The sequence below is a fragment of the Jejuia sp. G7-7 genome, from assembly GCF_055808955.1.
On the sequence record NZ_JBVVSZ010000002.1, the window covers coordinates 911064 to 934056 of the forward strand.

Annotated in this window: 22 protein-coding genes and 1 pseudogene; 22 read left to right on the forward strand and 1 reads right to left on the reverse strand. The window is 30.4% G+C overall.

Features of this window, described 5'->3' with window-relative positions; translation table 11 throughout:
- Positions 1-229 precede the first annotated feature (229 nt).
- The 4 genes from AC0L5U_RS14290 to AC0L5U_RS14305 all read left to right on the forward strand — a co-directional run bounded on the left by AC0L5U_RS14290 (position 230) and on the right by AC0L5U_RS14305 (position 5285).
- Positions 230-1303 (forward strand): DUF2652 domain-containing protein, encoded by a 1074-nt coding sequence (locus AC0L5U_RS14290; protein WP_473417096.1) that lies wholly within the window; start codon positions 230-232, stop codon positions 1301-1303.
- Between the two features lie 113 nt (positions 1304-1416).
- Positions 1417-2604: a phosphoglycerate kinase gene (locus tag AC0L5U_RS14295; RefSeq protein ID WP_473417097.1), complete on the forward strand. Its 1188-nt coding sequence runs from the start codon at positions 1417-1419 to the stop codon at positions 2602-2604.
- A gap of 79 nt (positions 2605-2683) precedes the next feature.
- Positions 2684-4267 carry a LysM peptidoglycan-binding domain-containing protein gene (locus AC0L5U_RS14300; protein ID WP_473417098.1) on the forward strand — a complete coding sequence of 528 codons (1584 nt, stop codon included), beginning with the start codon at positions 2684-2686 and terminating at the stop codon, positions 4265-4267.
- A gap of 25 nt (positions 4268-4292) precedes the next feature.
- Complete coding sequence (locus AC0L5U_RS14305) at positions 4293-5285, forward strand: DUF4837 family protein (protein WP_473417099.1); 993 nt, start codon at positions 4293-4295, stop codon at positions 5283-5285.
- A gap of 68 nt (positions 5286-5353) precedes the next feature.
- On the opposite strand, the gene AC0L5U_RS14310 is transcribed toward AC0L5U_RS14305, so the two are convergent.
- Positions 5354-5539, reverse strand: coding sequence for a Sec-independent protein translocase subunit TatA/TatB (locus tag AC0L5U_RS14310; RefSeq protein ID WP_473417100.1), 186 nt, complete (start codon positions 5537-5539; stop codon positions 5354-5356).
- A 131-nt stretch (positions 5540-5670) separates the two neighbouring features.
- Here AC0L5U_RS14310 and AC0L5U_RS14315 point away from each other — a divergent pair, with 131 nt between their 5' ends.
- The 18 genes and pseudogenes from AC0L5U_RS14315 to AC0L5U_RS14400 form a co-directional block, all read left to right on the forward strand.
- A complete protein-coding gene (locus tag AC0L5U_RS14315) occupies positions 5671-6534 on the forward strand; it encodes a M23 family metallopeptidase (RefSeq protein ID WP_473417101.1) in 864 nt (287 codons plus the stop codon).
- Positions 6535-8037 (forward strand): GH3 auxin-responsive promoter family protein, encoded by a 1503-nt coding sequence (locus AC0L5U_RS14320; RefSeq protein ID WP_473417102.1) that lies wholly within the window; start codon positions 6535-6537, stop codon positions 8035-8037.
- A gap of 27 nt (positions 8038-8064) precedes the next feature.
- Positions 8065-9753 (forward strand): DUF6909 family protein, encoded by a 1689-nt coding sequence (locus tag AC0L5U_RS14325; RefSeq protein ID WP_473417103.1) that lies wholly within the window; start codon positions 8065-8067, stop codon positions 9751-9753.
- Between the two features lie 11 nt (positions 9754-9764).
- Positions 9765-10826 (forward strand): hypothetical protein, encoded by a 1062-nt coding sequence (locus AC0L5U_RS14330; RefSeq protein ID WP_473417105.1) that lies wholly within the window; start codon positions 9765-9767, stop codon positions 10824-10826.
- Positions 10816-11871, forward strand: coding sequence for a dTDP-glucose 4,6-dehydratase (rfbB, locus tag AC0L5U_RS14335; protein WP_473417106.1), 1056 nt, complete (start codon positions 10816-10818; stop codon positions 11869-11871). Before AC0L5U_RS14330 ends, rfbB begins: the two co-directional genes overlap by 11 nt.
- Positions 11872-11874: 3 nt before the next feature.
- The gene (gene rfbA, locus AC0L5U_RS14340) at positions 11875-12732 is read left to right on the forward strand and encodes a glucose-1-phosphate thymidylyltransferase RfbA (RefSeq protein WP_473417108.1); all 858 of its coding nucleotides are present in this window, start codon (positions 11875-11877) and stop codon (positions 12730-12732) included.
- A gap of 3 nt (positions 12733-12735) precedes the next feature.
- Positions 12736-13287, forward strand: coding sequence for a dTDP-4-dehydrorhamnose 3,5-epimerase (gene rfbC, locus AC0L5U_RS14345; protein WP_473417109.1), 552 nt, complete (start codon positions 12736-12738; stop codon positions 13285-13287).
- Entirely contained in the window at positions 13277-14056 is a 780-nt protein-coding gene (rfbD, locus tag AC0L5U_RS14350; protein WP_473417110.1) for a dTDP-4-dehydrorhamnose reductase, read from the forward strand. The genes rfbC and rfbD overlap by 11 nt, the downstream gene beginning before the upstream one ends.
- A 117-nt stretch (positions 14057-14173) precedes the next feature.
- Positions 14174-15439 carry a lipopolysaccharide biosynthesis protein gene (locus tag AC0L5U_RS14355; RefSeq protein ID WP_473417111.1) on the forward strand — a complete coding sequence of 422 codons (1266 nt, stop codon included), beginning with the start codon at positions 14174-14176 and terminating at the stop codon, positions 15437-15439.
- A gap of 133 nt (positions 15440-15572) precedes the next feature.
- Complete coding sequence (locus tag AC0L5U_RS14360; protein ID WP_473417113.1) at positions 15573-15944, forward strand: hypothetical protein; 372 nt, start codon at positions 15573-15575, stop codon at positions 15942-15944.
- Positions 15945-15952: 8 nt separating this feature from the next.
- Complete coding sequence (locus tag AC0L5U_RS14365; protein ID WP_473417114.1) at positions 15953-16792, forward strand: EpsG family protein; 840 nt, start codon at positions 15953-15955, stop codon at positions 16790-16792.
- A gap of 43 nt (positions 16793-16835) precedes the next feature.
- A complete protein-coding gene (locus AC0L5U_RS14370) occupies positions 16836-17042 on the forward strand; it encodes a hypothetical protein (protein ID WP_473417116.1) in 207 nt (68 codons plus the stop codon).
- A gap of 95 nt (positions 17043-17137) precedes the next feature.
- The gene (locus AC0L5U_RS14375; RefSeq protein ID WP_473417117.1) at positions 17138-17896 is read left to right on the forward strand and encodes a glycosyltransferase; all 759 of its coding nucleotides are present in this window, start codon (positions 17138-17140) and stop codon (positions 17894-17896) included.
- Between the two features lie 7 nt (positions 17897-17903).
- Entirely contained in the window at positions 17904-19064 is a 1161-nt protein-coding gene (locus AC0L5U_RS14380) for a glycosyltransferase (protein ID WP_473417118.1), read from the forward strand.
- A 7-nt stretch (positions 19065-19071) separates the two neighbouring features.
- Positions 19072-20364, forward strand: a complete 1293-nt coding sequence (locus tag AC0L5U_RS14385) for an O-antigen ligase family protein (protein WP_473417119.1) — start codon at positions 19072-19074, stop codon at positions 20362-20364.
- Positions 20340-21359, forward strand: a complete 1020-nt coding sequence (locus AC0L5U_RS14390) for a polysaccharide biosynthesis protein (protein WP_473417120.1) — start codon at positions 20340-20342, stop codon at positions 21357-21359. Before AC0L5U_RS14385 ends, AC0L5U_RS14390 begins: the two co-directional genes overlap by 25 nt.
- Positions 21343-21810 carry a cupin domain-containing protein gene (locus AC0L5U_RS14395; RefSeq protein WP_473417122.1) on the forward strand — a complete coding sequence of 156 codons (468 nt, stop codon included), beginning with the start codon at positions 21343-21345 and terminating at the stop codon, positions 21808-21810. Before AC0L5U_RS14390 ends, AC0L5U_RS14395 begins: the two co-directional genes overlap by 17 nt.
- 203 nt (positions 21811-22013) lie before the next feature.
- A pseudogene (locus tag AC0L5U_RS14400) lies at positions 22014-22946 on the forward strand (UDP-N-acetyl glucosamine 2-epimerase); the annotation flags it as partial.
- Positions 22947-22993: the final 47 nt, after the last annotated feature.

Here is a 22993-nt window from a genome sequence, read left to right on the forward strand (position 1 = left end):
GTCTATTTGCAGAAGCTGTGTTTTGGGGTTGAAGTTGTAGTTTTTTTGGATGGGTTCGTTTAATGTTTTTGCGGAAATGCGTAGTTGTAATATCTTATATCCGCCGTCAAACTAATTTGTGATTTTTTTTCTGATAAAGTAAATTCAAAGTTCAATCATTTTAACAAGACATTGTAATAAACTAAAAATAAATCGACTTATTTTTATATTCTAAACCAAACCACAACCAATGTCGCAAAAAGCGATTTTATTTATTCCAGACATTTCAGGCTTTACCGAGTTTGTACATCACACCTCTATAAGCCATAGCCGTCATATCATTTCAGAATTATTGGAGCTATTAATTGATAACAACACCATCGGTTTAGAACTTGCCGAAATAGAAGGCGACGCCCTGTTTTTATATAAGATACAGGATAACGTAGAGGTGTCTGTGTTAGAACAGCAAATTGAGCAAATGTATATAGCATTTCATATCCATTTAAAGCGGTATGAATATCAGCGCATTTGTCATTGTGGTGCATGTTCATCAGCCTATAATTTAAAGTTGAAATTCGTGGTGCATTTTGGCGAGATAGAATTTATTCAAGTTAAAGATTCTAAGAAACCATACGGTAGTCATGTAATTCAAGTGCATCGCTTGCTAAAAAATGAAGTGCCAATTGATGAATATGCATTGTTTACCGAAACAGTTAAGCAATTGGATAAAAATGCGGAGGACGTTATTACAGCAACATACGATTTTGGAGAGGTTTCGTTTACCTATAACCCGCTTCAAACCTTAAAACAAAAATTACCCGAAATTCAACCTATTCCAGATGATGTACCCAAGCATAAATTATTTGATGCTACCGAAATAATTAATATCCCAATCAACGACCTCTACGAAGTTATTAGCAATTTTGATTACAGACTACTCTGGACAAAAGGTGTTGATAAAATGGAATACGAAAAAAACAAAGTAAATCGCGTTGGCGAAAAACACAAATGTTTGTTCAATAAAAATGATGACGTTGTTCAAACTACAATTTCAAAAAACGTAAAGAAAAACCAGTTGGTTTATGGCGAATCGACTACCAATGTTCCATTTACAAAACGTTTCAATAGCTATTTCGTGTTAGAAGAATTAGACTTTGGAAAAACCAAATTAAATATAGAAGCATTTGCCGATTTTAAACCATTTGGAATACTAATGAAACCGTTATTAAAATCTAAACTAAAAGAAAATATTTCCGAAAGCATTAAAGAACTTGTATTACTCATCGATTCAGGTTTTTCTATAAATAAACCTACGGAAAGCTAGTTTTTTAAAAATCTTTATCACTTCAAACGTTTTCGTTAAAAAACACATTTTTTATACCTATTTAATTAGTTACATTTGTGTTTCAAATAACTAAAAAACAAAACCATATATAAATGAAAACGCTTAACGATTTCAATTTCGAAAATAAAAAAGCCTTAATCCGTGTAGATTTTAATGTGCCTTTAAACGAAAATTTTGAGGTAACTGATGCAACAAGAATTGTATCTGCAAAACCTACAATTATTAAGATTTTAGAAGATGGCGGAAGCTGTATTTTAATGTCGCATTTAGGGCGTCCAAAAGGATTTCAAGATGAGTTTTCATTAAAACATATTGCTTCTAAAGTTGAAGACGTTTTAGGTGTTGAGGTAAAAACTGTTGCCGATTGTATTGGTGTAGATGTTGAAGCTGCAGCAGCAAGCTTAGAACCAGGGCAAATCTTGTTATTAGAAAACCTTCGTTTTTATAAAGAGGAAACTGCTGGAGATAAAGACTTTGCTGAAAAACTATCAAAACTAGGAGATATTTATGTGAATGATGCCTTTGGTACAGCGCACAGAGCACATGCCTCAACAACTATTGTAGCTCAGTTTTTTGAAGGAAAAAAATGTTTTGGAAGTTTATTAGCTCAAGAAATTGACAGTATTAAAAAAGTTATGGAAACTGGAGAAAAGCCAGTTCTAGCAATTTTAGGAGGTGCTAAAGTATCTTCAAAAATTACAATTATTGAAAATATTTTAGACAAAGTAGATCATTTGATTATAGGTGGTGGTATGGCATTTACTTTTGTAAAAGCCCAAGGTGGAAAAATAGGAAATTCTATTTGTGAAGATGATAAAATGCCACTAGCACTTGAAATATTAGAACAAGCTAAAGCCAAAAATGTACAAATTCATATTCCTGTTGATACTATTGCTGCAGATGATTTTAGTAACGATGCAAATACACAAATTGTAGATATCAATGAAATTCCTGACGGATGGGAAGGTGTAGATGCTGGACCAAAATCTAGAGCTCAATTTCATGATGTAGTGATGCAATCAAAAACCATTCTTTGGAATGGCCCACTTGGTGTTTTTGAAATGGAAAGTTTTGCAAACGGTACTATAGAATTAGGAAACTCAATTGCTGAAGCTACTAAAAACGGTGCTTTTTCACTAGTTGGTGGTGGAGATTCAGTTGCTGCTGTTAAACAATTTGGTTTCGAAAATAAAGTGAGTTACGTAAGTACAGGTGGTGGCGCAATGCTTGAAAGTTTAGAAGGGAAAACGTTGCCAGGTATTGCTGCTATTTTAGAATAATAGCATTTAAGTTTTCAAATTCCCAGAAAAAATACGATTTTAGCCGTAATATCGTTCATTAACAAACTGAATAGATACTATGGCTTTTCGTTTTCTTATAATATTTTTTCTTTTAATTAATGGTGTTTGTTTTGCACAAACTCAAGATTCTATTCCTGTGCAATTAAAGGATACTATTGCTGTTAAAACAGTAATAGTTAAAGACTCTTTAATTGATGCCACACAAAATGTTGTAACTCCAATTAAAGCAGTTGCTGAAGAAGATAGTCTTTCTATCAAGTCATTAAAAGATGATGAGTTTTCTGCTAAAATTGATGCCAAATGGCGAGAAGAGTTATATAATAATACACTATTCGATTCTATTTATAAATCGGTTACAGAACTGACTTATGATGAAATTGATTTTCCTGAATTACCAACAGATACACTCAAAAAACGTTTAAAAGAACTGGATGCTAGAACGCCGTTTAATGTGGCTTATAACCCGTCTTTAGAAAGCGTTATAAAATCTTATTTAAAGCACCGAAGGAAACATTTACAGAAATTAATGACTATGAGTGCGTTCTATTTTCCACTTTTTGAGCAGGAATTAGACAATCAAAATATTCCGTTAGAAATAAAGTATTTAGCCATTGTAGAATCTGCTTTAAAACCAAATGCTAAATCTAGAGTAGGTGCAACAGGTTTGTGGCAATTTATGTTTGGTACAGGTAAGGAATACGGTTTAGATGTAAGTAGTTATGTTGACGAACGCAGCGACCCCATAAAATCTACCACAGCAGCAGCAAAATATTTATCGCGATTGTATAAGATTTTTGGAGATTGGGATTTGGCTTTAGCGGCTTATAATTCAGGTCCAGGGAATGTAACAAAAGCTATACGTCGTTCTGGAGGGTATAAAAATTATTGGAACATTCGCCATAATTTACCACGAGAAACTGCAGGGTATTTACCAGCATTTTTAGCAAACATGTACATTTTTGAATATGCCAAAGAACATGGATTTAAACGCTATAAACCTGAATTGGTGTATTTTGAAACCGATACCATTAGAGTAAAACACATGATAACTCTAGATCAAGTATCTGAAGTTACAGGTACTCCAATAGAACAGCTTCAGTTTTTAAATCCATCTTATAAATTGGATATCATCCCGGTTGTTAAAAACGAAAACTATACATTACGATTACCACTTGACGCCATAGGTACATTTGTAAATAATGAAGATAAAATTTACGCCTTTGCTAAAGCAGAAACTGAAAAACGTGAAAAGCCATTACCTCAGTTATTCAATGCGAAAGACAAGGTGCGTTACAGAGTGAAATCTGGAGATTATCTTGGTAAAATTTCAAGAATATATGGTGTTCGTGTAAGCGATATCAAACGATGGAATGGTTTACGAAGTAATAATTTAAAGATAGGACAACGGCTTACAATTTATCCTAGAAAGCCAAATGTAAGCGTTTCTACTTCCGCAAAAGCGAAAATAAAACCTAAACCAATTTCTGGTGATGTAACTATTTACACAGTAAAGAATGGCGATTCACTTTGGAGTATTTCGCAAAAGTTTTCTGGAGTTTCTATTCAAAATATTAAAGAATGGAACGGTATTAGTGGTAGTAAATTAAAACCTGGAATGAAACTTAAAATTTCCAAAGGATAACTTCAAAAAAATAATAACTATTCAGATGAAAAAAATATTAAGTGTTTTATTAATCACACTACTAATAGTATCATGTAAAGATGGAAAATCTAAAAACGAAAGAATACTGTTTGATTCGCAAGGAAAATTGAATGATGTATCTGTGGTTGTAGATAACGAAACTTGGAAGGGTTTTCTTGGAGAAGCCATACGAGATGTTCTGGCGACACCTGTATACGGGCTACCTCAGGATGAGCCGACATTCAATATTAATCAAATTCCACCACAAGTATTTACAGATTTTATAACAAGAACAAGAACTGTTTTAAAGATAGAATTAGGTAAACCTGCTGGTATTCTTTTTAAAGATAATGTTTATGCGAAACCACAAAAAGTAATCTTAATTTCAGGGAAAACTAAAAAGGAAATTATAGATCTTCTAAAAGAAAATGCACCTAAAATTATTGAAACATTTAGGAATATTGAATTAGAATATCGACAATCTATGATTAGAAAGTCATTATACAAAGCCGATGTTATACAAAAAAACTTAGGATTAACCATTGAGTTTCCTACCGCATATAGAATTGGAAAAACGACTGCTAAAGAAGAAGATAAATTTTACTGGATAAAACAAGATATTAGAACTGGTTATACCAATGTATTATTATACGAATTACCATATTCGGCGATAAATAAAGACAGTAGTTTGGTAGAACAAATTATTAAAATAAGAGATTCAATAGGAAAAAAATATATTGAAGGTCCTCTTGAAGGTAGTTATATGATTACTGAAAACATGTACACACCTTTTCATACTGAAACCATTTTAGATAACAAGCCAACTTTAGAAACTAAAGGCATGTGGAAAGTACATGGTGCTGTTATGGCAGGGCCATATATTAATTATGCTATTGAAGATAAAATAAACAAAAGATGGATTATCGCTGAGGGGTTTACATTTGCACCATCTGTAGAAAAGCGAGATTATATGTTTGATTTAGAAGCTATTATTAAATCAATAAAAATAGATAAGTAAAAAAATATTAAGGCATAAAAAAACCAACATGTTGCATGTTGGTTTTTATTTTTTATAAAGATTGTAAACTATTCAGCTTTATCTTTTGTTGGTTCGTCATCTTCTTTACTGGCATCTTTAAACTCTTTAATACCGCTTCCAAGTCCGCGCATTAATTCAGGTATTTTTTTGCCACCAAAAATTAATAGTACAACTACAACTATTAAAGTTATTTGCATGGGGCCTATTGCCAATGGTAACATATATAAACTCATAATAATGTATTTTTAAAGTACAAAGTTAAATAATTAAAGTTTAATAAAACCGTTTTTAACACTATTAGTATATGTTTAGTGAAGATAAATCCAATACCTTGAGATAATTTTATTTAATTTTGTTTTCAATTATGAGTAAAAAAAAGCCACAAAAGATTAAAAGAAGATTACTGGATAAGTACCGTTTAGTAATATTGAACGAAAATACTTTTGAAGAACGTCTCTCTTTAAAATTGACAAGATTAAACGTTTTTGTAGTGGTTACGTTATCTAGTATTATTTTGGTTTGCCTTACTATTCTATTGATTGCTTATTCTCCTTTAAAAGAATATATTCCTGGTTATTCTTCAACAGCATTAAAAAAACAGGCCACAGAATTAAGTTTTAAAACAGATTCGTTACAACAGGTTTTGGCAATGAACGAGAGTTATTTTAATTCTATCAAAAAAGTATTAAGAGGCGATGCTGGTCTGGAAAACCTGAATAAAGATTCTATTGTTGAAGCCACAAAACTAGAAATAAGTGAAGTTGATTTAAATCCAACTAGAGAAGACTCATTGCTTCGTGCAAAAGTTGATAAAGAAGATAAATACAATCTTTTTGAGTCTGCAACTTCGGTTACGAATTTTGTGTTGTTTCCACCAGTTAACGGTACTATTAGTGAGCCTTACAATATTAAAGAAAAGCATTATGCTGTTGATATTGTTGTTGCAAAAGATACGCCTATTAAAGCTACAGCCGATGGTATTGTTATTTTTTCTGAATGGACAGCAGGAACTGGGCACGTAATCATTTTAGAACACAGTTACGGATTAATTTCGGTTTACAAACACAATGCCTCCTTAACAAAATCTCAAGGTGATTTAGTTAAAGCTGGAGAGGTTATAGCAACTTCAGGTAATACCGGAGAATTATCTACTGGTCCTCATTTGCATTTTGAATTATGGAGTGATGGCTACCCAATTAATCCAACAAATTTTATAGATTTCGAATAAATGATTTCAATAAAAGCGGCATTAGCAAAACCCTTTGCAAAACGAGTTTATAAAAAAACTCAAAAGTGGGCTAATAATCCAATAGAAACTCAAGAGAAGGTGTTTCAAACTTTAATAAAAAAGGCTTCCAAAACGCAATTTGGCAAAGATCATAATTTTGATAAAATTAAATCTCACAAAGATTTTGTGAAGCATGTTCCTGTAAGAGATTATGAAGCCTTAAAACCTTATATTGAAAGAGTAGTTGCAGGGGAAGAACATATTTTATGGAAAGGTAAGCCAATATATTTTGCTAAAACTTCTGGTACTACTTCAGGTTCTAAATATATCCCAATCACTAAGGAAAGCATGCCAAGTCATGTTGATGCGGCTCGAAATGCAATTTTGATGTACATAAATGAAACAGGTAATGTAGATTTTGTGGATGGAAAAATGATTTTTCTGCAGGGCAGTCCAATTTTAAACGAACAAAATGGAATTAATCTAGGAAGATTATCTGGTATTGTAGCACATTATGTTCCTAAATATCTTCAAAAAAATAGAATGCCTTCTTGGGAAACTAATTGTATTGAAGATTGGGAAACCAAAGTTGACGCGATAGTTGAAGAAACATTACCTGAGAATATGACAATGATTTCTGGGATACCATCTTGGGTGCAAATGTATTTTGAAAAGCTACAATTAAAAACAGGGAAAAAAGTAGGAGATATATTTAAGAATTTCAATCTATTTATTTTTGGAGGAGTAAATTACGAACCATATCGCGCTAAGTTTGAAAACTTAATTGGTCGGAAAGTGGATAGTATAGAACTATATCCTGCTAGTGAAGGTTTTTTTGCGTTTCAAGACAAACAAGGAGAGCGAGGAATGCTGCTTCAGTTAAATTCAGGTATTTTTTATGAGTTTATAAAAGCTGACGAGTTTTTCAATGAAAACCCTAAACGGATTACTATTAAAGACGTTGAAGTTGCTGTCAACTACGTCATGATTATTTCCACCAATGCAGGGCTTTGGGCATATAACTTAGGAGATACAGTAGAATTTACTTCAACTAAGCCTTACAGAGTTATTGTTTCAGGCCGTATAAAACACTTTATTTCTGCTTTTGGAGAACATGTTATTGGTAAAGAAGTGGAAAAAGCCATGGAAGATGCTACTAAAGGCACTAATATTCGAGTATCAGAGTTTACAGTAGCGCCTCAAATTAACCCAAGTGAAGGTTTACCGTATCATGAGTGGTTTATAGAATTTGAAAACGAACCAAAGGATTTAGCTGTTTTACAAGAAAAATTAGACCAATCTTTGCAGCAACAAAACAGTTACTACTTCGATTTAATTACTGGTAAAGTACTACAGCCCCTAAAAATCACTAAGGTTGAAAAAGATGGTTTTCAAAATTATATGAAATCTGTTGGAAAATTAGGCGGACAAAATAAAATTCCTAGACTATCAAACGACAGAAAAATAGCCGATGCAATTTCTTACTTGGTTGCAAAAAAATAATAGTACATTTGCAGCGCCTTAAATAGTATGAAACACACTAAACGCTACGAAAGAACACGAGCTCAAGAAAGCTCTAATGCCATTGAGAGGATGTATATCACTATGCGTCACTTATTCAATCGTGGGTTTTATAAGCCAATGGGTGTTTCTGGAGAAACATTAAGACAATCTTTACTGTTATTACGCCCTGAAATTTATGGCTCTATTGCAGAAGAAAAAGCAGAATTAGAAGGTTTACTTTATGTTATTAACAGATTACCACAAGGTATTGAAGAATGCTCAGTTATCAATTTAACTAGTGATGAAGGGTATTCTAAATCTCATTTTAAGCCGATTATTCCAAAAAAACGTCGCCGAAACTGTTATAGAATAGATGAGGAGCAGATGAATATAGAAATTACCCGAGGGCGCTCTGAAATTTATGATATTCTAACTCATCTTACGTTTCTTTTTATAGAATCACACAAAATAAGCAAACGTGTACTTGTTGATGAAAAAGGTTCTACATCAAGAGACTGGGTTAAACTTGAGAAAACTATAAACGCAACCAAAAAACTAACACAAAGGGAACGTGAAGTAGCAATATCTCACGCTGCCAATATTTTAGGAAGAACGTTTAACGAAATTACTTCAATATATAATAATTTTGCAATTCCAACACAGCCAGAGCGTTTATTGCACATTATATATTGGCTGGGGAAATTGGCTATTGAGGAGCAAATATCGCTTAATAAACGTGCAGTTACTTTTAGCCCAGTATTACGAGAAGAAATTGGACATCATATACACGGAGAAATTTGGGCAGATACTATTAAGAAAACCCTGCATAAAGAAAACCTTTTAGATAGACCAATTCATGTTATTAGTGCTAATATGCATAGTGTAATGAATACACTTTTTGCACCAAGTGCTTTAAAAGAATTAGCAGCTAAGCAAGATGTTTTTGAACTCTATAAAACACTTGGTAATAATTTAAATAAGGACTTAAGAAATAAAGTGCACAAACTAGCGTTACAAGAAGGGATGATTTATATCAAAGATACTTCTGGAGCTAATATTGATGTACAAATATTTGATGCTGGAAAAATTGACACTTCTAAACTGGATATAAAAATTAATGAAACTGTCTTAAAATCGAAAAAACCTATTATATTGGTCATGGATTATGCTTTTGGAGAGCAAGCCTATGAAACGATTGATGAATTATTGAAACCTTTTAAAAACAATGATAAAAACATTCATTTAGATGTTGAATCAATTTCAATAATGGGAAAAGCAGGAATATTAGAAGGAGATAAAGGAGATATTATGATTCCGTCAGCACATATTTTTGAAGGAACAGCCGATAATTATCCTTTTAAAAATGAGCTAAAAAAAGAAGATTTGGAATGCAAAGGTGTTTCAATATATGAAGGAACAATGATAACAGTACTAGGCACATCACTTCAAAATAAAGATATTTTAAAATTCTTTTACAATTCCACGTGGAATGTTATAGGATTAGAAATGGAAGGTGCTCATTATCAAAAAGCTATTCAAGCAGCATCAAAGGTGCGCGGTAATATTAAATCCGATGTAAAAGTAAGATATGCTTATTACGCTAGTGATAATCCATTAAAAACGGGTAGCACACTTGCGTCAGGAGGTCTTGGGGCTTCAGGTGTAAGACCAACATATGTAATAACACGAACTATATTAGAACAAATATTTAATTAATAAATTTTATTATGAGTAAGGATTTACCTCAACAACCACAACAATCTGAGGAAGTAGATTTAGGACAATTGTTCAAATTAATTGGCAATGCTTTTGATAGACTTTTCCATTTTATTAAGTCAATTTTAAAATCAATTTTTTCTGCTTTTATTTTTATTTTAAAGGCCATTATAGCGAATTTTAAAATCCTTTTAATTGCAATGGTCATTGCAGGGGTATTAGGCTATGTTGTTGAAAAAGGCCAACCTACTAAGTATACATCTAATATGCTTGTAAAGCCTTATTTTGATTCTAAATTTCAATTAGTTACCAATATTAATTATTACAACGCTTTAATAGGTGATAAAGATTATTCTCAACTAAGTACTCTTTTCGAAATTCAAGAAGATGATGCTAAACAAATCATAAAATTTGATATTAACCCTGGACCAGAAACTGAAAATGATAGGATTTTGGAATATGAGGATTTTATCAAACAGGTTGATAGTACTAGGGCTCAAAGTATTTATTTTAGTGAATTTATTGAAAACCGGAGTATATATTCTGGAACGTTATATCAAATTACGGTGAAGTCTTATAAAAAAGATATTTTCAGGTCTTTAGAAGATGGATTACGAGGTACTTTCGAAAATACATTCTCTAGAAAGAAAATGCAAAAACGAGATTCTTTAATTGCAATAGATAGAGAACGTATTATACAATCCCTAAATCAGGTAGATTCATTACAAAAAGTTTATATAGATGTTCTTAAAAATGAGTCAAATTCCAACAATAAGGGTACTATAACACTAAAAGACGGCATGTCTTTAGTACAAGAACGTGTTAAAACTAAGGAATTCGAATTATTGGATAGAGAGTTAGAACTTAGAAAAGCATTAACAGCATTAGATTCTCAGAAGGTAGAGGAAGATGTATTTTTTGATACTTTATCAAGTTTTCAAGATGTAGGTTCAGTAGATAAGGAAATATGGGAAAGGTATATGTTTATTTTTCCATTTTTAACAATCTTATTACTAGTGATGGTTTATTCATCCAAAAAAATGATCACTTTTGTAAAAAACTATGAGGCTTAAGAAAAATGTATTAATAACCGGTGGAGCTGGCTTTATAGGCTCTCATGTTATTAGATTATTTGTCTTAAAATATCCAGATTATAACATTTATAACCTAGATGCACTTACTTATGCTGGAAATCTTGAAAACCTTGAGGATGTTGAACCCTATTTAAATTATACGTTTATTAAGGGAGATATCAATGATGAAGAATTTATTTCTAGTCTTTTTTTGAAATACGACTTTGATATAGTGATACATTTAGCTGCAGAATCTCATGTTGACCGCTCTATTAAGGACCCTTTAGCATTTGTAAAAACAAATGTAATAGGAACTTTAAACCTTTTGAACGCGTTTAAATCTTGCGATGGAAATAGGTTGAAAAATAAGATTTTCTATCATATAAGTACTGATGAGGTATACGGAACGCTTGGAGAAACAGGGTTATTTACTGAAACAACTGCCTATGCTCCTAATTCCCCATATTCAGCTTCTAAAGCAAGCTCAGATCATTTTGTTAGAGCTTATGGTGAAACTTATGGTATTCCATATATAATTAGTAATTGCTCAAATAATTACGGGCCAAATCAATTTCCAGAAAAATTAATTCCATTATTCATTAATAATATTTTAGAAAAGCAACCATTACCTGTTTATGGCGATGGCAACTACACTAGAGATTGGTTGTTTGTAATAGATCATGCAAAAGCCATAGATGTAGTTTTACACAAAGGAAAAATAGGAGAAACTTACAATATTGGTGGTTGGAATGAGTGGAAAAACATAGATTTGGTTAAGTTGCTATGTTCTAAAATGGATGACAAGTTACATTTGAAAAAAGGCACTTCAGAAAGTTTAATAACTTACGTGAAAGATAGACCTGGACATGATTTAAGATACGCTATAGATGCTTCTAAGATTAAAGATGATCTAGATTGGAAACCGTCCGTTACCTTTGAAGAAGGTTTAGATGCAACCATTGATTGGTATTTAAATAACGGAAAATGGCTAAAAAATGTTATAAACAAGGTGTATTTATCGTATTACAAAAAACAATATAACTAAGGAATGAAAGGTATAATTTTGGCTGGCGGTTCAGGAACACGTTTACATCCACTTACTAAAGTGGTAAGTAAACAATTGATGCCAATTTACGATAAACCAATGATATATTATCCACTTTCTACCTTAATGTCGGCCGGAATTAATGAAATACTTATCATTTCTACCCCAAAAGATTTACCAGTTTTTCAAGAATTATTAGGCGACGGAAGAAAATATGGCTGTAGCTTTAAATATGCTGTTCAAGATAACCCAAATGGACTTGCTGAAGCATTTATTATTGGAAAGAAATTTATAGGAAAAGACAATGTAGCTTTAGTTTTAGGAGACAATATTTTTTATGGTTCTGGTTTGTCAAAAATATTAGCATCCTGTAATAACCCAAAAGGCGGAACTATTTTTGCGTATCACGTTCATGACCCCCAACGCTATGGTGTGGTTGAATTTGATAAAAACAACAAGGCAATTTCTATAGAAGAAAAGCCTGAAAAACCTAAATCCAATTATGTTGTTCCAGGTATTTATTTTTATGATAATGAGGTTTTAGATATTGTTAAAGATTTGAAACCAAGTGCCAGAGGTGAGTTAGAAATTACAGATGTAAACAAAGCTTATTTAAACAAAGGGCTTTTAAGCGTAGAAGTTCTAGATAAAGGTATTGCTTGGTTAGACACAGGTACATTTAATTCTTTAATGCAAGCATCACAATTTGTTCAGGTAATTGAAGAACGACAAGGTTTAAAAATTGGCAGTATTGAAGAAACTGCATATAAAATGGGTTACATAAACAAAACTCAACTTACAGAGCTTGCCAAACCATTATTAAAAAGTGGTTACGGTCAATATTTACAACAGTTACAATAGTTTATGAAAATTGAAAATACAAGCTTAAAAGGATGTTTTATCATCACTCCTAAGGTGTTTAGCGATAATAGAGGAAGTTTTTTTGAGACGTTCAATACCGAAGTATTTCAAAATAATACTGGTATAACAACTAATTTTGTACAAGATAACCAATCAACATCTGCTACAGGCGTATTAAGAGGGCTTCACTATCAAAAAGGTAGTCATGCTCAAGCAAAATTAATTCGAGTTATAAAAGGTAAAGTTCTAGATGTATGTGTAGATTTAAGACCTCACTCTATCACCTTTGGTAAACATATTAAAGTTGTTTTAGATGCTGTAGAAAACAAGCAAATATATGTGCCAAGAGGTTTCGCCCATGGATTTTTGACTTTAGAAGACCAAACGATACTATCGTATAAATGTGATAATTATTATAATAAAGCATCTGAAGGAGGTATTATTTTTAATGATGATGTTTTGAACATAGACTGGGAATTTCCTTTAGAAAAAATGATTCTTTCTGACAAGGACATGATACTTCCAAATTTTCAATCAGTAGTAAATGAAAATTAAAGTATTAGTTACAGGTGCAAATGGTCAATTAGGGAAAACTATTGAAGAATTATTCAAGGTTAACTCCGATGATATTGATTTTACTTTTTTATCTAAATTAGAACTTGATATAACGAATAAAGAGGATTTAAATGATCTATTCTCCAAACAATCATTTAACTACTGTATTAATTGTGCAGCTTATACAAATGTAGAACAAGCTGAAAAAACACCTGAAATTGCATACCAGATTAATGCCGAAGGGGTAAAGAATTTAGCTGAAGTTTGTAAAAACCATCGCACTATATTATTACACATATCAACAGATTATGTGTTTGATGGAAAAAAAGGAGTATATCATGTGCATGATAAGCCAAATCCTATTAACGAATACGGAACATCTAAATTATTGGGAGAACAGTATATTAATGAGGTAAACCCTAATTATTTTATAATAAGGACATCTTGGTTATACAGTAAAAAATTTGGTAAAAATTTTTACCGAACAATTCTACAAAAAGCTCAAACGGAGCAAACACTCTATATAACTGATGCACAAACAGGCTGTCCAACACATACAGAATCATTAGCACAATATATTTTTAAGATTATAAAAACAGAAAGCACCAATTTTGGGATACATCATTTTTGTGATAAAGAAATAATGACATGGTACAGTTTTGCTGAATCTATTTTAAAGGAAAACAAATTACTATCTAAAATAAATCTTGTCAAGGCAAACAATTATATTACTTTTGCGACTAGACCTAAATCAACTATTTTGCTTTGAGTAAGACTATATCAACTAAAAGTAACTTAATGATGCAACTCATTTATTACGTGATGAATCGTTATATTTTGCAAAGTATTACGGGAAAGAATTTTATAAAACTTGATTAAATCATAAATGTTTCAAAAGGCCATTCTAAACAGCCCGTTTTTTAAGAATGTTTTAAAAGTGTCTTCTGGCACTTTTATTGCTCAAATTATTATGTTATTAGGAATGCCTGTAATTACTCGTATTTACAGTAAGGAGGAGATAGGGATATATGCGCTTTTTATATCATCAATAGGCATAACTACGTCATTTGTCACGTTAGCTTATGACAATACAATCGTATTACCAAAAAAAGAAAAGGATGCTAGCGCTTTATTAAAAATCTCACTTTTTTTTGCATTTATATTTTCGTTTATTTTTTTAATATTAAATCTACCATTTAACTTTTTTTACGAATATACTGAAATCTCACTTTTTATTGCTTTAGGAACGTTTTTCCAAGTGGGTGTTAATTGTTTAAGCTATTTTAAAATACGATATAATCTTTACGGACAATTGAGTAAGTCTAAAATAGTGAGAAACTTATTTCTCATTTTATTCCAAGTGACCTTGTTCTACATCATCGGAATAGATGGATTGTTATTTGGTTATATTTTGGCTGCAATAGTAACTGTTTTATACCTTTTTTATAAAGACAAGTATATAAAAAGGGGTTTATTTGATAATCAAAAAAGGCAAGAATTATATAAAAATTTAAAGAAATATAAGGCTTATCCAAAATATTTTTGTTGGTCTAATCTAATATTTGCCCTTTCTTCAGGTTTACCTATTTTGATATTTAATGAGTATTTTCCATTAGATAAAATAGCCATTTATTCTATAGCTGCTAGTATAATTATACAACCTGCAGGTTTAATATCATCATCGATAAGGCCGGTCTTGCTTTCCAGATTTGCTGAAAAGATAAATAATAGTGAAAGTATAAAAAGTTTGTACAACAAAATATTTTCCTACCTTAGTATAGGTGGGATAATAATATCTATTGGAATATACATTCTTTTGCCAACTATTGTAACTTTTATATTTGGCAGTTCGTGGAAGGAAAGTGGTGAATTAACTAGAATATTAATACCCATATTTGTTTGGTATTTTATATCTATACCGTCATCAATTTGTTCTAAAGTATACCCTTTCCAGAAATATACACTTTTCTATACTATAGCTTCTTTAATTTTTAAAATAGGATCAATAATTTTTGCAATTAAAACTGAACTCGAATTTGATTCAGTTATTTTTATATATGCTCTTGCTACATTAATTTCTAGTTTAGCTAACCATTTGATAATAAACTACAAAATTAATAAACATGAAAACTTAATAAACATAACATTATAAAATGTATTCTTTAGCTGGTTTAATAAAATTTTATCTTTGACAAGTTTAGAGATTTTGATTTGTAGAGAGCAATATAGAATGCAATGAATTGACAAAAAAGCAAAGTTAGATATGGATTTAGAATACTATTTTTTTGAAAAAAGAAATGAAAAATAATAATATAGGGTACAAATTTAAGACAATCAACCTATTTAATCTTGGCCTATTTTTAATAAGCCCGCTTTTTGCTTTACCCACAATTTTTTTAGGGGTTTATAAAAAAAACAACTTCAGTTTAATATTATTAATTCTCTTTGCCTCCTTGATAACATATCAACTGGTACCGTCTGACACTAAAGATTTATACCAGTTTTATAGATTTTATAAAGATGTAAAGGATCTTAACTTTGATGGGTTTTTGATAGAAATGGAAGTTAGACCAGATTTCATGGTTTATCTTGGGATCTATATTTTTGCCAAATTAGGAATTTCTGGTCAGTTTTTTTTGCTATTTGTACTTTCATAACGCTTCGTTTGATATATGCGGTTTATAATAAATTTGCTGAAAAGCAAAACTTACCGAACAAGTATTATTTTTTAGGTGTAATAAGTGTTTTTATTTCTATAGAATTATTAGGTTTATATTCTGGGATTAGAAATTTATTAGCAGTATCTATAACCATATATGGTTTCTATATTGGTCTTTTTGATGATAAAAAATGGAAAGGTTTTTTGATTTTATTAATTGCATCTTTTACCCATTTTGGAGTTTTACTATTTTTCCCGGTTTATGTTTTAAGTGTTTTTAGAAACATAAAACATAAAACAGTATTAATAACATATTTAATTTCTTTTGTTTTCATATTCCTTACAAAACAATACTTATACGATATCTTAAATGTTTTTCCTCTTTCTGAAACAATGCAAAGAAAAACAGAATGGTATTTGTTGGGTTTAGACCTTATCGAAAAAGGAAATCAAGAATCAGTTGCAGCTTTGATTTCATACGTTATAAGGAAATCATGGATTTATTTTGCCCATATATATTTATTATTGACTTACAAGAGAAAATCAGATTATAGATTTTTAGTTGTTCTACTAATGGCTTTTTTAAATATTTTTAGTGTTGCTCCCGATATACATATGCGAATAGGATATTTAGTTGAGATTATGTTTATTTATCTTTTGTTTTATGAGTTTCAGTATAAATACAATAAATCAATAATAGTAGCATTTTTTATATTTTTAATACCAAGCTTTGTTATTAACATAATGGTGTATAGAGATTATTTGATGGAGAGTCTTTTTAATAAAAACTTTTTAACCCTTATAGGTATGCTACTAAAAGAGGTTGAGCTAGTGTTTTTATGGTAATTAAAATGAGTTATAAATAGCAAATTTGATTTAACTAACTAAAATGAAAATTACCTTAATAATTCCTACGTTTTTATCTGGTGGTATGGAAAGAGTAATGAGCGAACTTGCTAATTACTGGGCTAATAGTGATATAAGGGTTGATATAATTTTTTTAGTTAAGCATAAGCCATTCTATGAAATTGATAAAAATGTTAATTCTATATCAATGCCGAATTTTGGGTATAAAAAAATCACTTTTCTAAACTGATATATAAAATAAGGCTACTATTTTATTTAAGAAAGAATTATAGAATTCTCAAGACAGACAATATTTTAAGTTTTGGGGAAGGATACAATTCTTTTGTGTTATTAAGCGCTTTAGGATTGAATATTGATGTGTTTGTGTCCAATAGAAGTAATCCATTAAAAAAGCTACCTTATACTTTAGAGTTATTACAAAAACTACTGTATCCATTTGCAAAAGGTATTATTGTCCAAACATCTTTGGCAAAAGAAATTATAAAAGAAAAAATAGGGCATAATAATATTATATTAATGCCTAACCCCATTAAGATTATTTCTCAAGTAGAAACGATAAAGCAAAATATTATTTTAAATGTAGGTCGATTAGTTCCAGAAAAAGACCAGCTAACATTAATTAAGATTTTTGATGAAATTAATGTTAAGGATTGGCGTTTGCATATAATTGGTGATGGACCACTAAAAGCTAAATTAGAGAATGAAATAAAAAGCAGAAATCAAGAGAACAATATCAAATTATTGGGGGCAAAAAGAGAATTAGGTATGTATATGTCTCAATCTAAAATTTTTGCATTTAGTTCTATTTCAGAAGGTTTTCCGAATGCATTGTGCGAAGCTATGGCATTTCCCTTGCCTTGTATTAGTTTTGATTGTAATGCAGGACCTAGAGATGTTATAATTGATGGAGAAAATGGGTTTCTAATAGAACAAAATAAAATTGAATTGTATAAGGAAAAGTTATTGATGTTAATTGAGTCTGAGAAGCTTAGAGAAAAACTAATGAAAACATCAATAAATTTAAGAAATGATTTGTCTTTAAAACGAATTTCTGAAATTTTAATTTCTGAATTTAAAGCTTAATATCCAAATGAACAATAAAAGACCAATTGCTATTGGAATAGACGCATCAAATATTGGTGGTGGTGGTGGTATTACTCATTTAAAAGAAATTTTAGAATCCTATGATTCTATTTTTTTTGAACACAAAATTGCCAAAATAATTATTTTTGGTTCCACAAAAACATTAGAGCAATTACCAAAACTTGAAATTTTGGATAAGGTTACGTTTAATGCCCTAAATGGAAGTATTTTGAAACGACTAGTTTTTCAAATATTTAGTTATGATAAGCACATAAAAAAAAGCAATATAGATGTACTACTATCTCTTACTGGAGATTATATTGGTAAATTTAGGCCTGTTGTTGGTATGTCAAGAAATATGTTGCTTTACGAAAGAAAAATTTGGAAAGAAATTAAATCCCCAAAAGAAATTATTAGGTTTTGGATGAATTTTAAAAAACAACAGAGGTGTTTTAAAAATGCACATGGGGTTATTTTTATTTCTGATTATGCCAGTACGTATATTAAAGATAAAATTAATTTACAGTCTAAAAAGACCATTAAAATTAATCATGGTTTATCTACAAAGTTTAAAGGACAGTTAAAACCACAAAAATCAATTTCAGAATACACATTTGATGTGCCTTATAAAATATTATATGTTTCTACTGTACATGTATATAAGCATCAATGGAATGTTATTAAAGCAATATTGATGCTGAGAAATGAAGGATATCCTGTAGAATTAAACTTAATAGGTGGAATTATTTCTGTACAGGCTGGAGAAAAATTATTTAATACTATTGAAGAAGTAGATCCTAAAAAAGAATTTATTAATTATCTTGGGCACATTCCTTATTCTAAAATTGAAAACTATTATAAAGAAACAGATGGGATTGTATATGCATCAACTTGCGAAAATATGCCAAATATTTTATTGGAAGCAATGGCATCAGGTAATCCTATTTCTTGTAGTGACAAACAGCCAATGCCAGAATTTTTAAAAGAAAACGGTACTTATTTTAATTCTTATGATATCAACTCTATAAAAAATGCAATAAAGAAAATGATATTAAGTCATGAGGATAGAGCGAATAATGCAACAAAGAATTTAAAAGAAATAAAAAAATATTCTTGGGAAAAAACAAGTAAAAAAACGTTCGAGTTTCTTTTAGAAATAATTAAATAAAATAGTAATGCAGAAGTTAAAATTAAGCGAATCTCCGTTTTACTTGCTCTTGTTCTTGTTTGTTTTGCTGCCTTTTAATGCTAAAATTATTCCCCCTTTAATAATATTTATAACAATAGTAGCATTAATTTTTGGAGAAAGAGGGCAATGGAAAAATAAATTTATAGCGTCTATTCCTTTCACACTTCCTTTGTTGGCCTTATATGTTTGGGCGATTACAAGTACTTTATGGACTGAGCATTTAAATGTAACACTTAAAGATTTAGAGCACAAATTATCATTAATAGTATTCCCTATTATAATACCCCTTATAAGATTAAATAGCTCGCACTTAAAATATCTTTTAAGATTTTTTGTGCTAAGTTGTACTATTGTAGCTTTAGTTTGTTTATCGGGTACATTTTACAAAGTCATGTTTAATGTACCACCAGTAGATGGTATAGATTTCTCAGCAGAATTTGCAGTAAAAGACGGGTTTGGTCAAGTTCACAGCCTTTTTATGCATAGAAGTTATTATGCAATGTACTTGTGTATATCTATTTGGTATGTTTTAAAAGCAATTACTAACAGAACGCATTTAAAGTTTAATAAAACCAATATATTATATATTGTGGTTTTATTGGTTTTAGTTTTAGGCGTAGTATTTTCTGAGTCGAAAACAGGATTAATCACTCTATTTGTTTTAATTATATTGTTTTTAGTTGATAATTATAAGTATATAACAAAAAAAATGTTTTTACTTTTTTTAGTTACTATATTTGCTTTTGGTTTTCTATTCAAAAATATTTTAGTTGAAAGATTTCAAAATATTTATGATGGTTATAAACAACCTTTTGATGTTAAACAGGTATACAATGCCAATAGTACAGGGTCTCGAATAAAATTATGGGAAGCATCCTTAGAAGTCATAAAAAAGAAACCTATTTTAGGTTATGGATTTGGAACCTCTAAAGAAACTATAAGAAAAAGAAATTTAGAGAAAGAATATACGCTTTTTACAATGTATAACCGGTCTTATAATTCCCATAATCAATTTCTTGAAATGTGGGTGGAAATAGGAATAATAGGTTTATTATTATTTTTAATGTTTTTTGTAGGGATGCTATATAAGTTTGAAAAAACTTCTATTTTTATTTTTGGGATATATACCATATTTTTAATAAACTACATTACAGAAGTTATATTAGATAGACAGACTGGGATAATTCTTGTAGCAGTATTTACATGTTTAATGCCCGTTTTTAAAAACGAGAAACAAAAAAAATTATTAAGTAAATGTTTAAGAATAAAAAGCTATTAATTACAGGCGGAACTGGTTCTTTTGGAAATGCAGTTTTAAAAGGTTTTGTAGATTCAGATATTGAAGAAATCAGAATTTTTTCAAGAGATGAAAAAAAACAACACGACATGAGAACTCAATATAAGAACGAGAAAATAAAGTTCTATATTGGTAATGTAAGAGATTTTGATAGTATTAATGCTGCAATGGTAGGTATCGATTATGTGTTTCATGCCGCTGCACTAAAACAAGTTCCTTCTTGCGAATTTTTTCCGCTAGAGGCAACAAAAACAAATGTTATAGGAACTGCAAATGTTATAAAAGCTGCAATAAATAATAATGTAAAAAGAGTGGTGTGTTTAAGCACAGATAAAGCTGCTTATCCAATTAATGCAATGGGTATTTCTAAAGCATTAATGGAAAAAGTAGCAGTTGCTGAATCTAGAAATATACCAGAAGGAGGGCCTGTGATTTGTATTACTAGATACGGAAATGTAATGGCATCTAGGGGATCGGTAATACCACTATTTTTCAATCAAATTAAAAATGGAGAATCATTAACTATTACGGATCCTGAAATGACACGTTTTATGATGTCACTTGATGAAGCTGTAGATTTAGTGTTATATGCTTTTAAAAATGGAAAACAAGGCGATTTGTTTGTGCAAAAATCTCCGGCAAGTACCATTGAAGATGTAGCAAAAGCCATACAAGAAATAAGTGGAGCGCATAAGCCCATTAAAATTATAGGTACAAGGCACGGTGAAAAATTGTATGAAACCCTACTAACTAAAGAGGAATATGCTAAAGCAGTAGATCTTGAAGGCTACTATAGAGTACCTGCAGATAACCGTGATTTAAATTATGACAAGTATTTTGAAGAAGGAAACAAAGCAAGGTTATCTAAGAATGATGAATACCATTCTCACAATACAGATAGATTAACCGTAGCAGAAGTTAAGGATAAAATACTTGCACTTTCTTATTTACCTGAATTAGATGACTATAGAAAATAGTAAAACTCCATTTTTTATTCATGGCGGTAAGCATGTTGATGAAAGAGGTTCTCTTTCATATATAAACGACTTTTCTTTAGAAAAAATAAAACGTTTCTACGCAATAACTCACCCAAATACAGATATTGTCAGAGCTTGGCAGGGGCACAAATACCAACCAAGATATTTTTATGTTACTTCTGGCGCATTTTGGGTAGCATGTGTGAAAATTGATAATTGGTCCACCCCTTCAAATAATTTAGAAGCAGAAGTATTTAAAATAGATGCAGACCAACAAAATTCTGTATTATATATTCCTCCAGGATATGCAAATGGTATTAAAGCCATAAGAAAAGAGTCAAGTTTAATTTCTTATTGTGAAGATTATTTAAATGAAAACCCAGACGATAATTATAGATTTGATAACAGTATGTGGTTAGATTGGAATAAACTAGAAGTGGATACAAAATAAAATAGCATGATTAAAATAATGACGTTAGTGGGTACACGCCCAGAAATTATTAAACTTAGTGAAGTTATAAAGGAGCTAGATAAGCATTCAAACCACATTCTAGTACATTCGGGACAAAACTATGACTACGAATTAAATGAAGTTTTTTTAACGATTTAGGGTTAAGAAAACCTGATTATTTTTTAGAAGCCTCTGGTGCAGATGCAGTAACAACCATAGCAAATGTAATCACTAAATCAGATGAAGTGTTTCTAAAGGAAAAACCAGATGCTTTATTGTTGTATGGAGATACTAATAGTTGTTTGTCCGTAATTTCAGCAAAGAAAAGACAAATTCCAATTTTCCATATGGAAGCCGGAAATAGATGTTTTGATCAAAGAGTGCCTGAAGAAATTAATCGAAAAATTGTTGATCATCTAAGTGATATAAACATGCCGTTATCGGAGCATGCAAGAAAATATTTAGAAAACGAAGGTATCAACCCTGAAACAATTATTAAAACGGGATCTCCAATGTTGGAAGTGCTATCTCGAAATATGGAGCGTATTGATGCATCAACAGTTCTAGAAGATGAAAATTTAAAAACGGGAGATTATTTTATAGTAAGTATTCACAGAGAAGAAAATGTAGATTACCAAAAGAATTTTGATGATTTATTAGAAACACTCGATTTAATATCAAAGCACTATAACAAAAGAATTTTAATTTCTACACACCCTAGAACAAGAAAAAAATTAGAAAAAATAGGATATCATAATGATAACAAATTACTTACTTTTTCTAAGCCTTATGGGTTTCTTTCCTATATTAAATTACAAAAAAATGCATTTTGTGTAATTTCTGATAGTGGTACAATTACTGAGGAAGCATCTATATTAAACCTACCAGCAATTACAATTCGTCAAGCACATGAAAGACCAGAAGGAATGGATGAAGGCACTTTAATTATGTCTGGATTAGAAGGAGAGCGAGTGCTTGAAAGTATTAATATTGTTACACAACATCATAACAAAACAGATAGAAATATAAAGTTGGTTAAAGATTATGATGTTGACAATGTCTCTAAAAAAGTATTGAGAATAATACTGTCATACACAGATTATATAAATAGAACTGTTTGGAAAAAAGGTATATGAAAAAGAAAGTATTAATTATAGGCTCTTCAGGTATGCTTGGGCATCAA

Bases quoted from the DNA above. Each gene is read 5' to 3' on its own strand.
- AC0L5U_RS14305 (WP_473417099.1), top strand. From the start codon at position 4,293: ATGAAAAAAATATTAAGTGTTTTATTAATCACACTACTAATAGTATCA.
- AC0L5U_RS14325 (WP_473417103.1), top strand. From the start codon at position 8,065: ATGAAACACACTAAACGCTACGAAAGAACACGAGCTCAAGAAAGCTCT.
- rfbD (WP_473417110.1), top strand. From the start codon at position 13,277: ATGAAAATTAAAGTATTAGTTACAGGTGCAAATGGTCAATTAGGGAAA.
- AC0L5U_RS14330 (WP_473417105.1), top strand. From the start codon at position 9,765: ATGAGTAAGGATTTACCTCAACAACCACAACAATCTGAGGAAGTAGAT.
- AC0L5U_RS14300 (WP_473417098.1), top strand. From the start codon at position 2,684: ATGGCTTTTCGTTTTCTTATAATATTTTTTCTTTTAATTAATGGTGTT.
- AC0L5U_RS14310 (WP_473417100.1), bottom strand. From the start codon at position 5,539: ATGAGTTTATATATGTTACCATTGGCAATAGGCCCCATGCAAATAACT.
- rfbC (WP_473417109.1), top strand. From the start codon at position 12,736: ATGAAAATTGAAAATACAAGCTTAAAAGGATGTTTTATCATCACTCCT.
- rfbB (WP_473417106.1), top strand. From the start codon at position 10,816: ATGAGGCTTAAGAAAAATGTATTAATAACCGGTGGAGCTGGCTTTATA.
- AC0L5U_RS14320 (WP_473417102.1), top strand. From the start codon at position 6,535: ATGATTTCAATAAAAGCGGCATTAGCAAAACCCTTTGCAAAACGAGTT.
- rfbA (WP_473417108.1), top strand. From the start codon at position 11,875: ATGAAAGGTATAATTTTGGCTGGCGGTTCAGGAACACGTTTACATCCA.
- AC0L5U_RS14315 (WP_473417101.1), top strand. From the start codon at position 5,671: ATGAGTAAAAAAAAGCCACAAAAGATTAAAAGAAGATTACTGGATAAG.
- AC0L5U_RS14290 (WP_473417096.1), top strand. From the start codon at position 230: ATGTCGCAAAAAGCGATTTTATTTATTCCAGACATTTCAGGCTTTACC.
- AC0L5U_RS14370 (WP_473417116.1), top strand. From the start codon at position 16,836: ATGAAAATTACCTTAATAATTCCTACGTTTTTATCTGGTGGTATGGAA.
- AC0L5U_RS14355 (WP_473417111.1), top strand. From the start codon at position 14,174: ATGTTTCAAAAGGCCATTCTAAACAGCCCGTTTTTTAAGAATGTTTTA.
- AC0L5U_RS14295 (WP_473417097.1), top strand. From the start codon at position 1,417: ATGAAAACGCTTAACGATTTCAATTTCGAAAATAAAAAAGCCTTAATC.
- AC0L5U_RS14390 (WP_473417120.1), top strand. From the start codon at position 20,340: ATGTTTAAGAATAAAAAGCTATTAATTACAGGCGGAACTGGTTCTTTT.
- AC0L5U_RS14385 (WP_473417119.1), top strand. From the start codon at position 19,072: ATGCAGAAGTTAAAATTAAGCGAATCTCCGTTTTACTTGCTCTTGTTC.
- AC0L5U_RS14380 (WP_473417118.1), top strand. From the start codon at position 17,904: ATGAACAATAAAAGACCAATTGCTATTGGAATAGACGCATCAAATATT.
- AC0L5U_RS14395 (WP_473417122.1), top strand. From the start codon at position 21,343: ATGACTATAGAAAATAGTAAAACTCCATTTTTTATTCATGGCGGTAAG.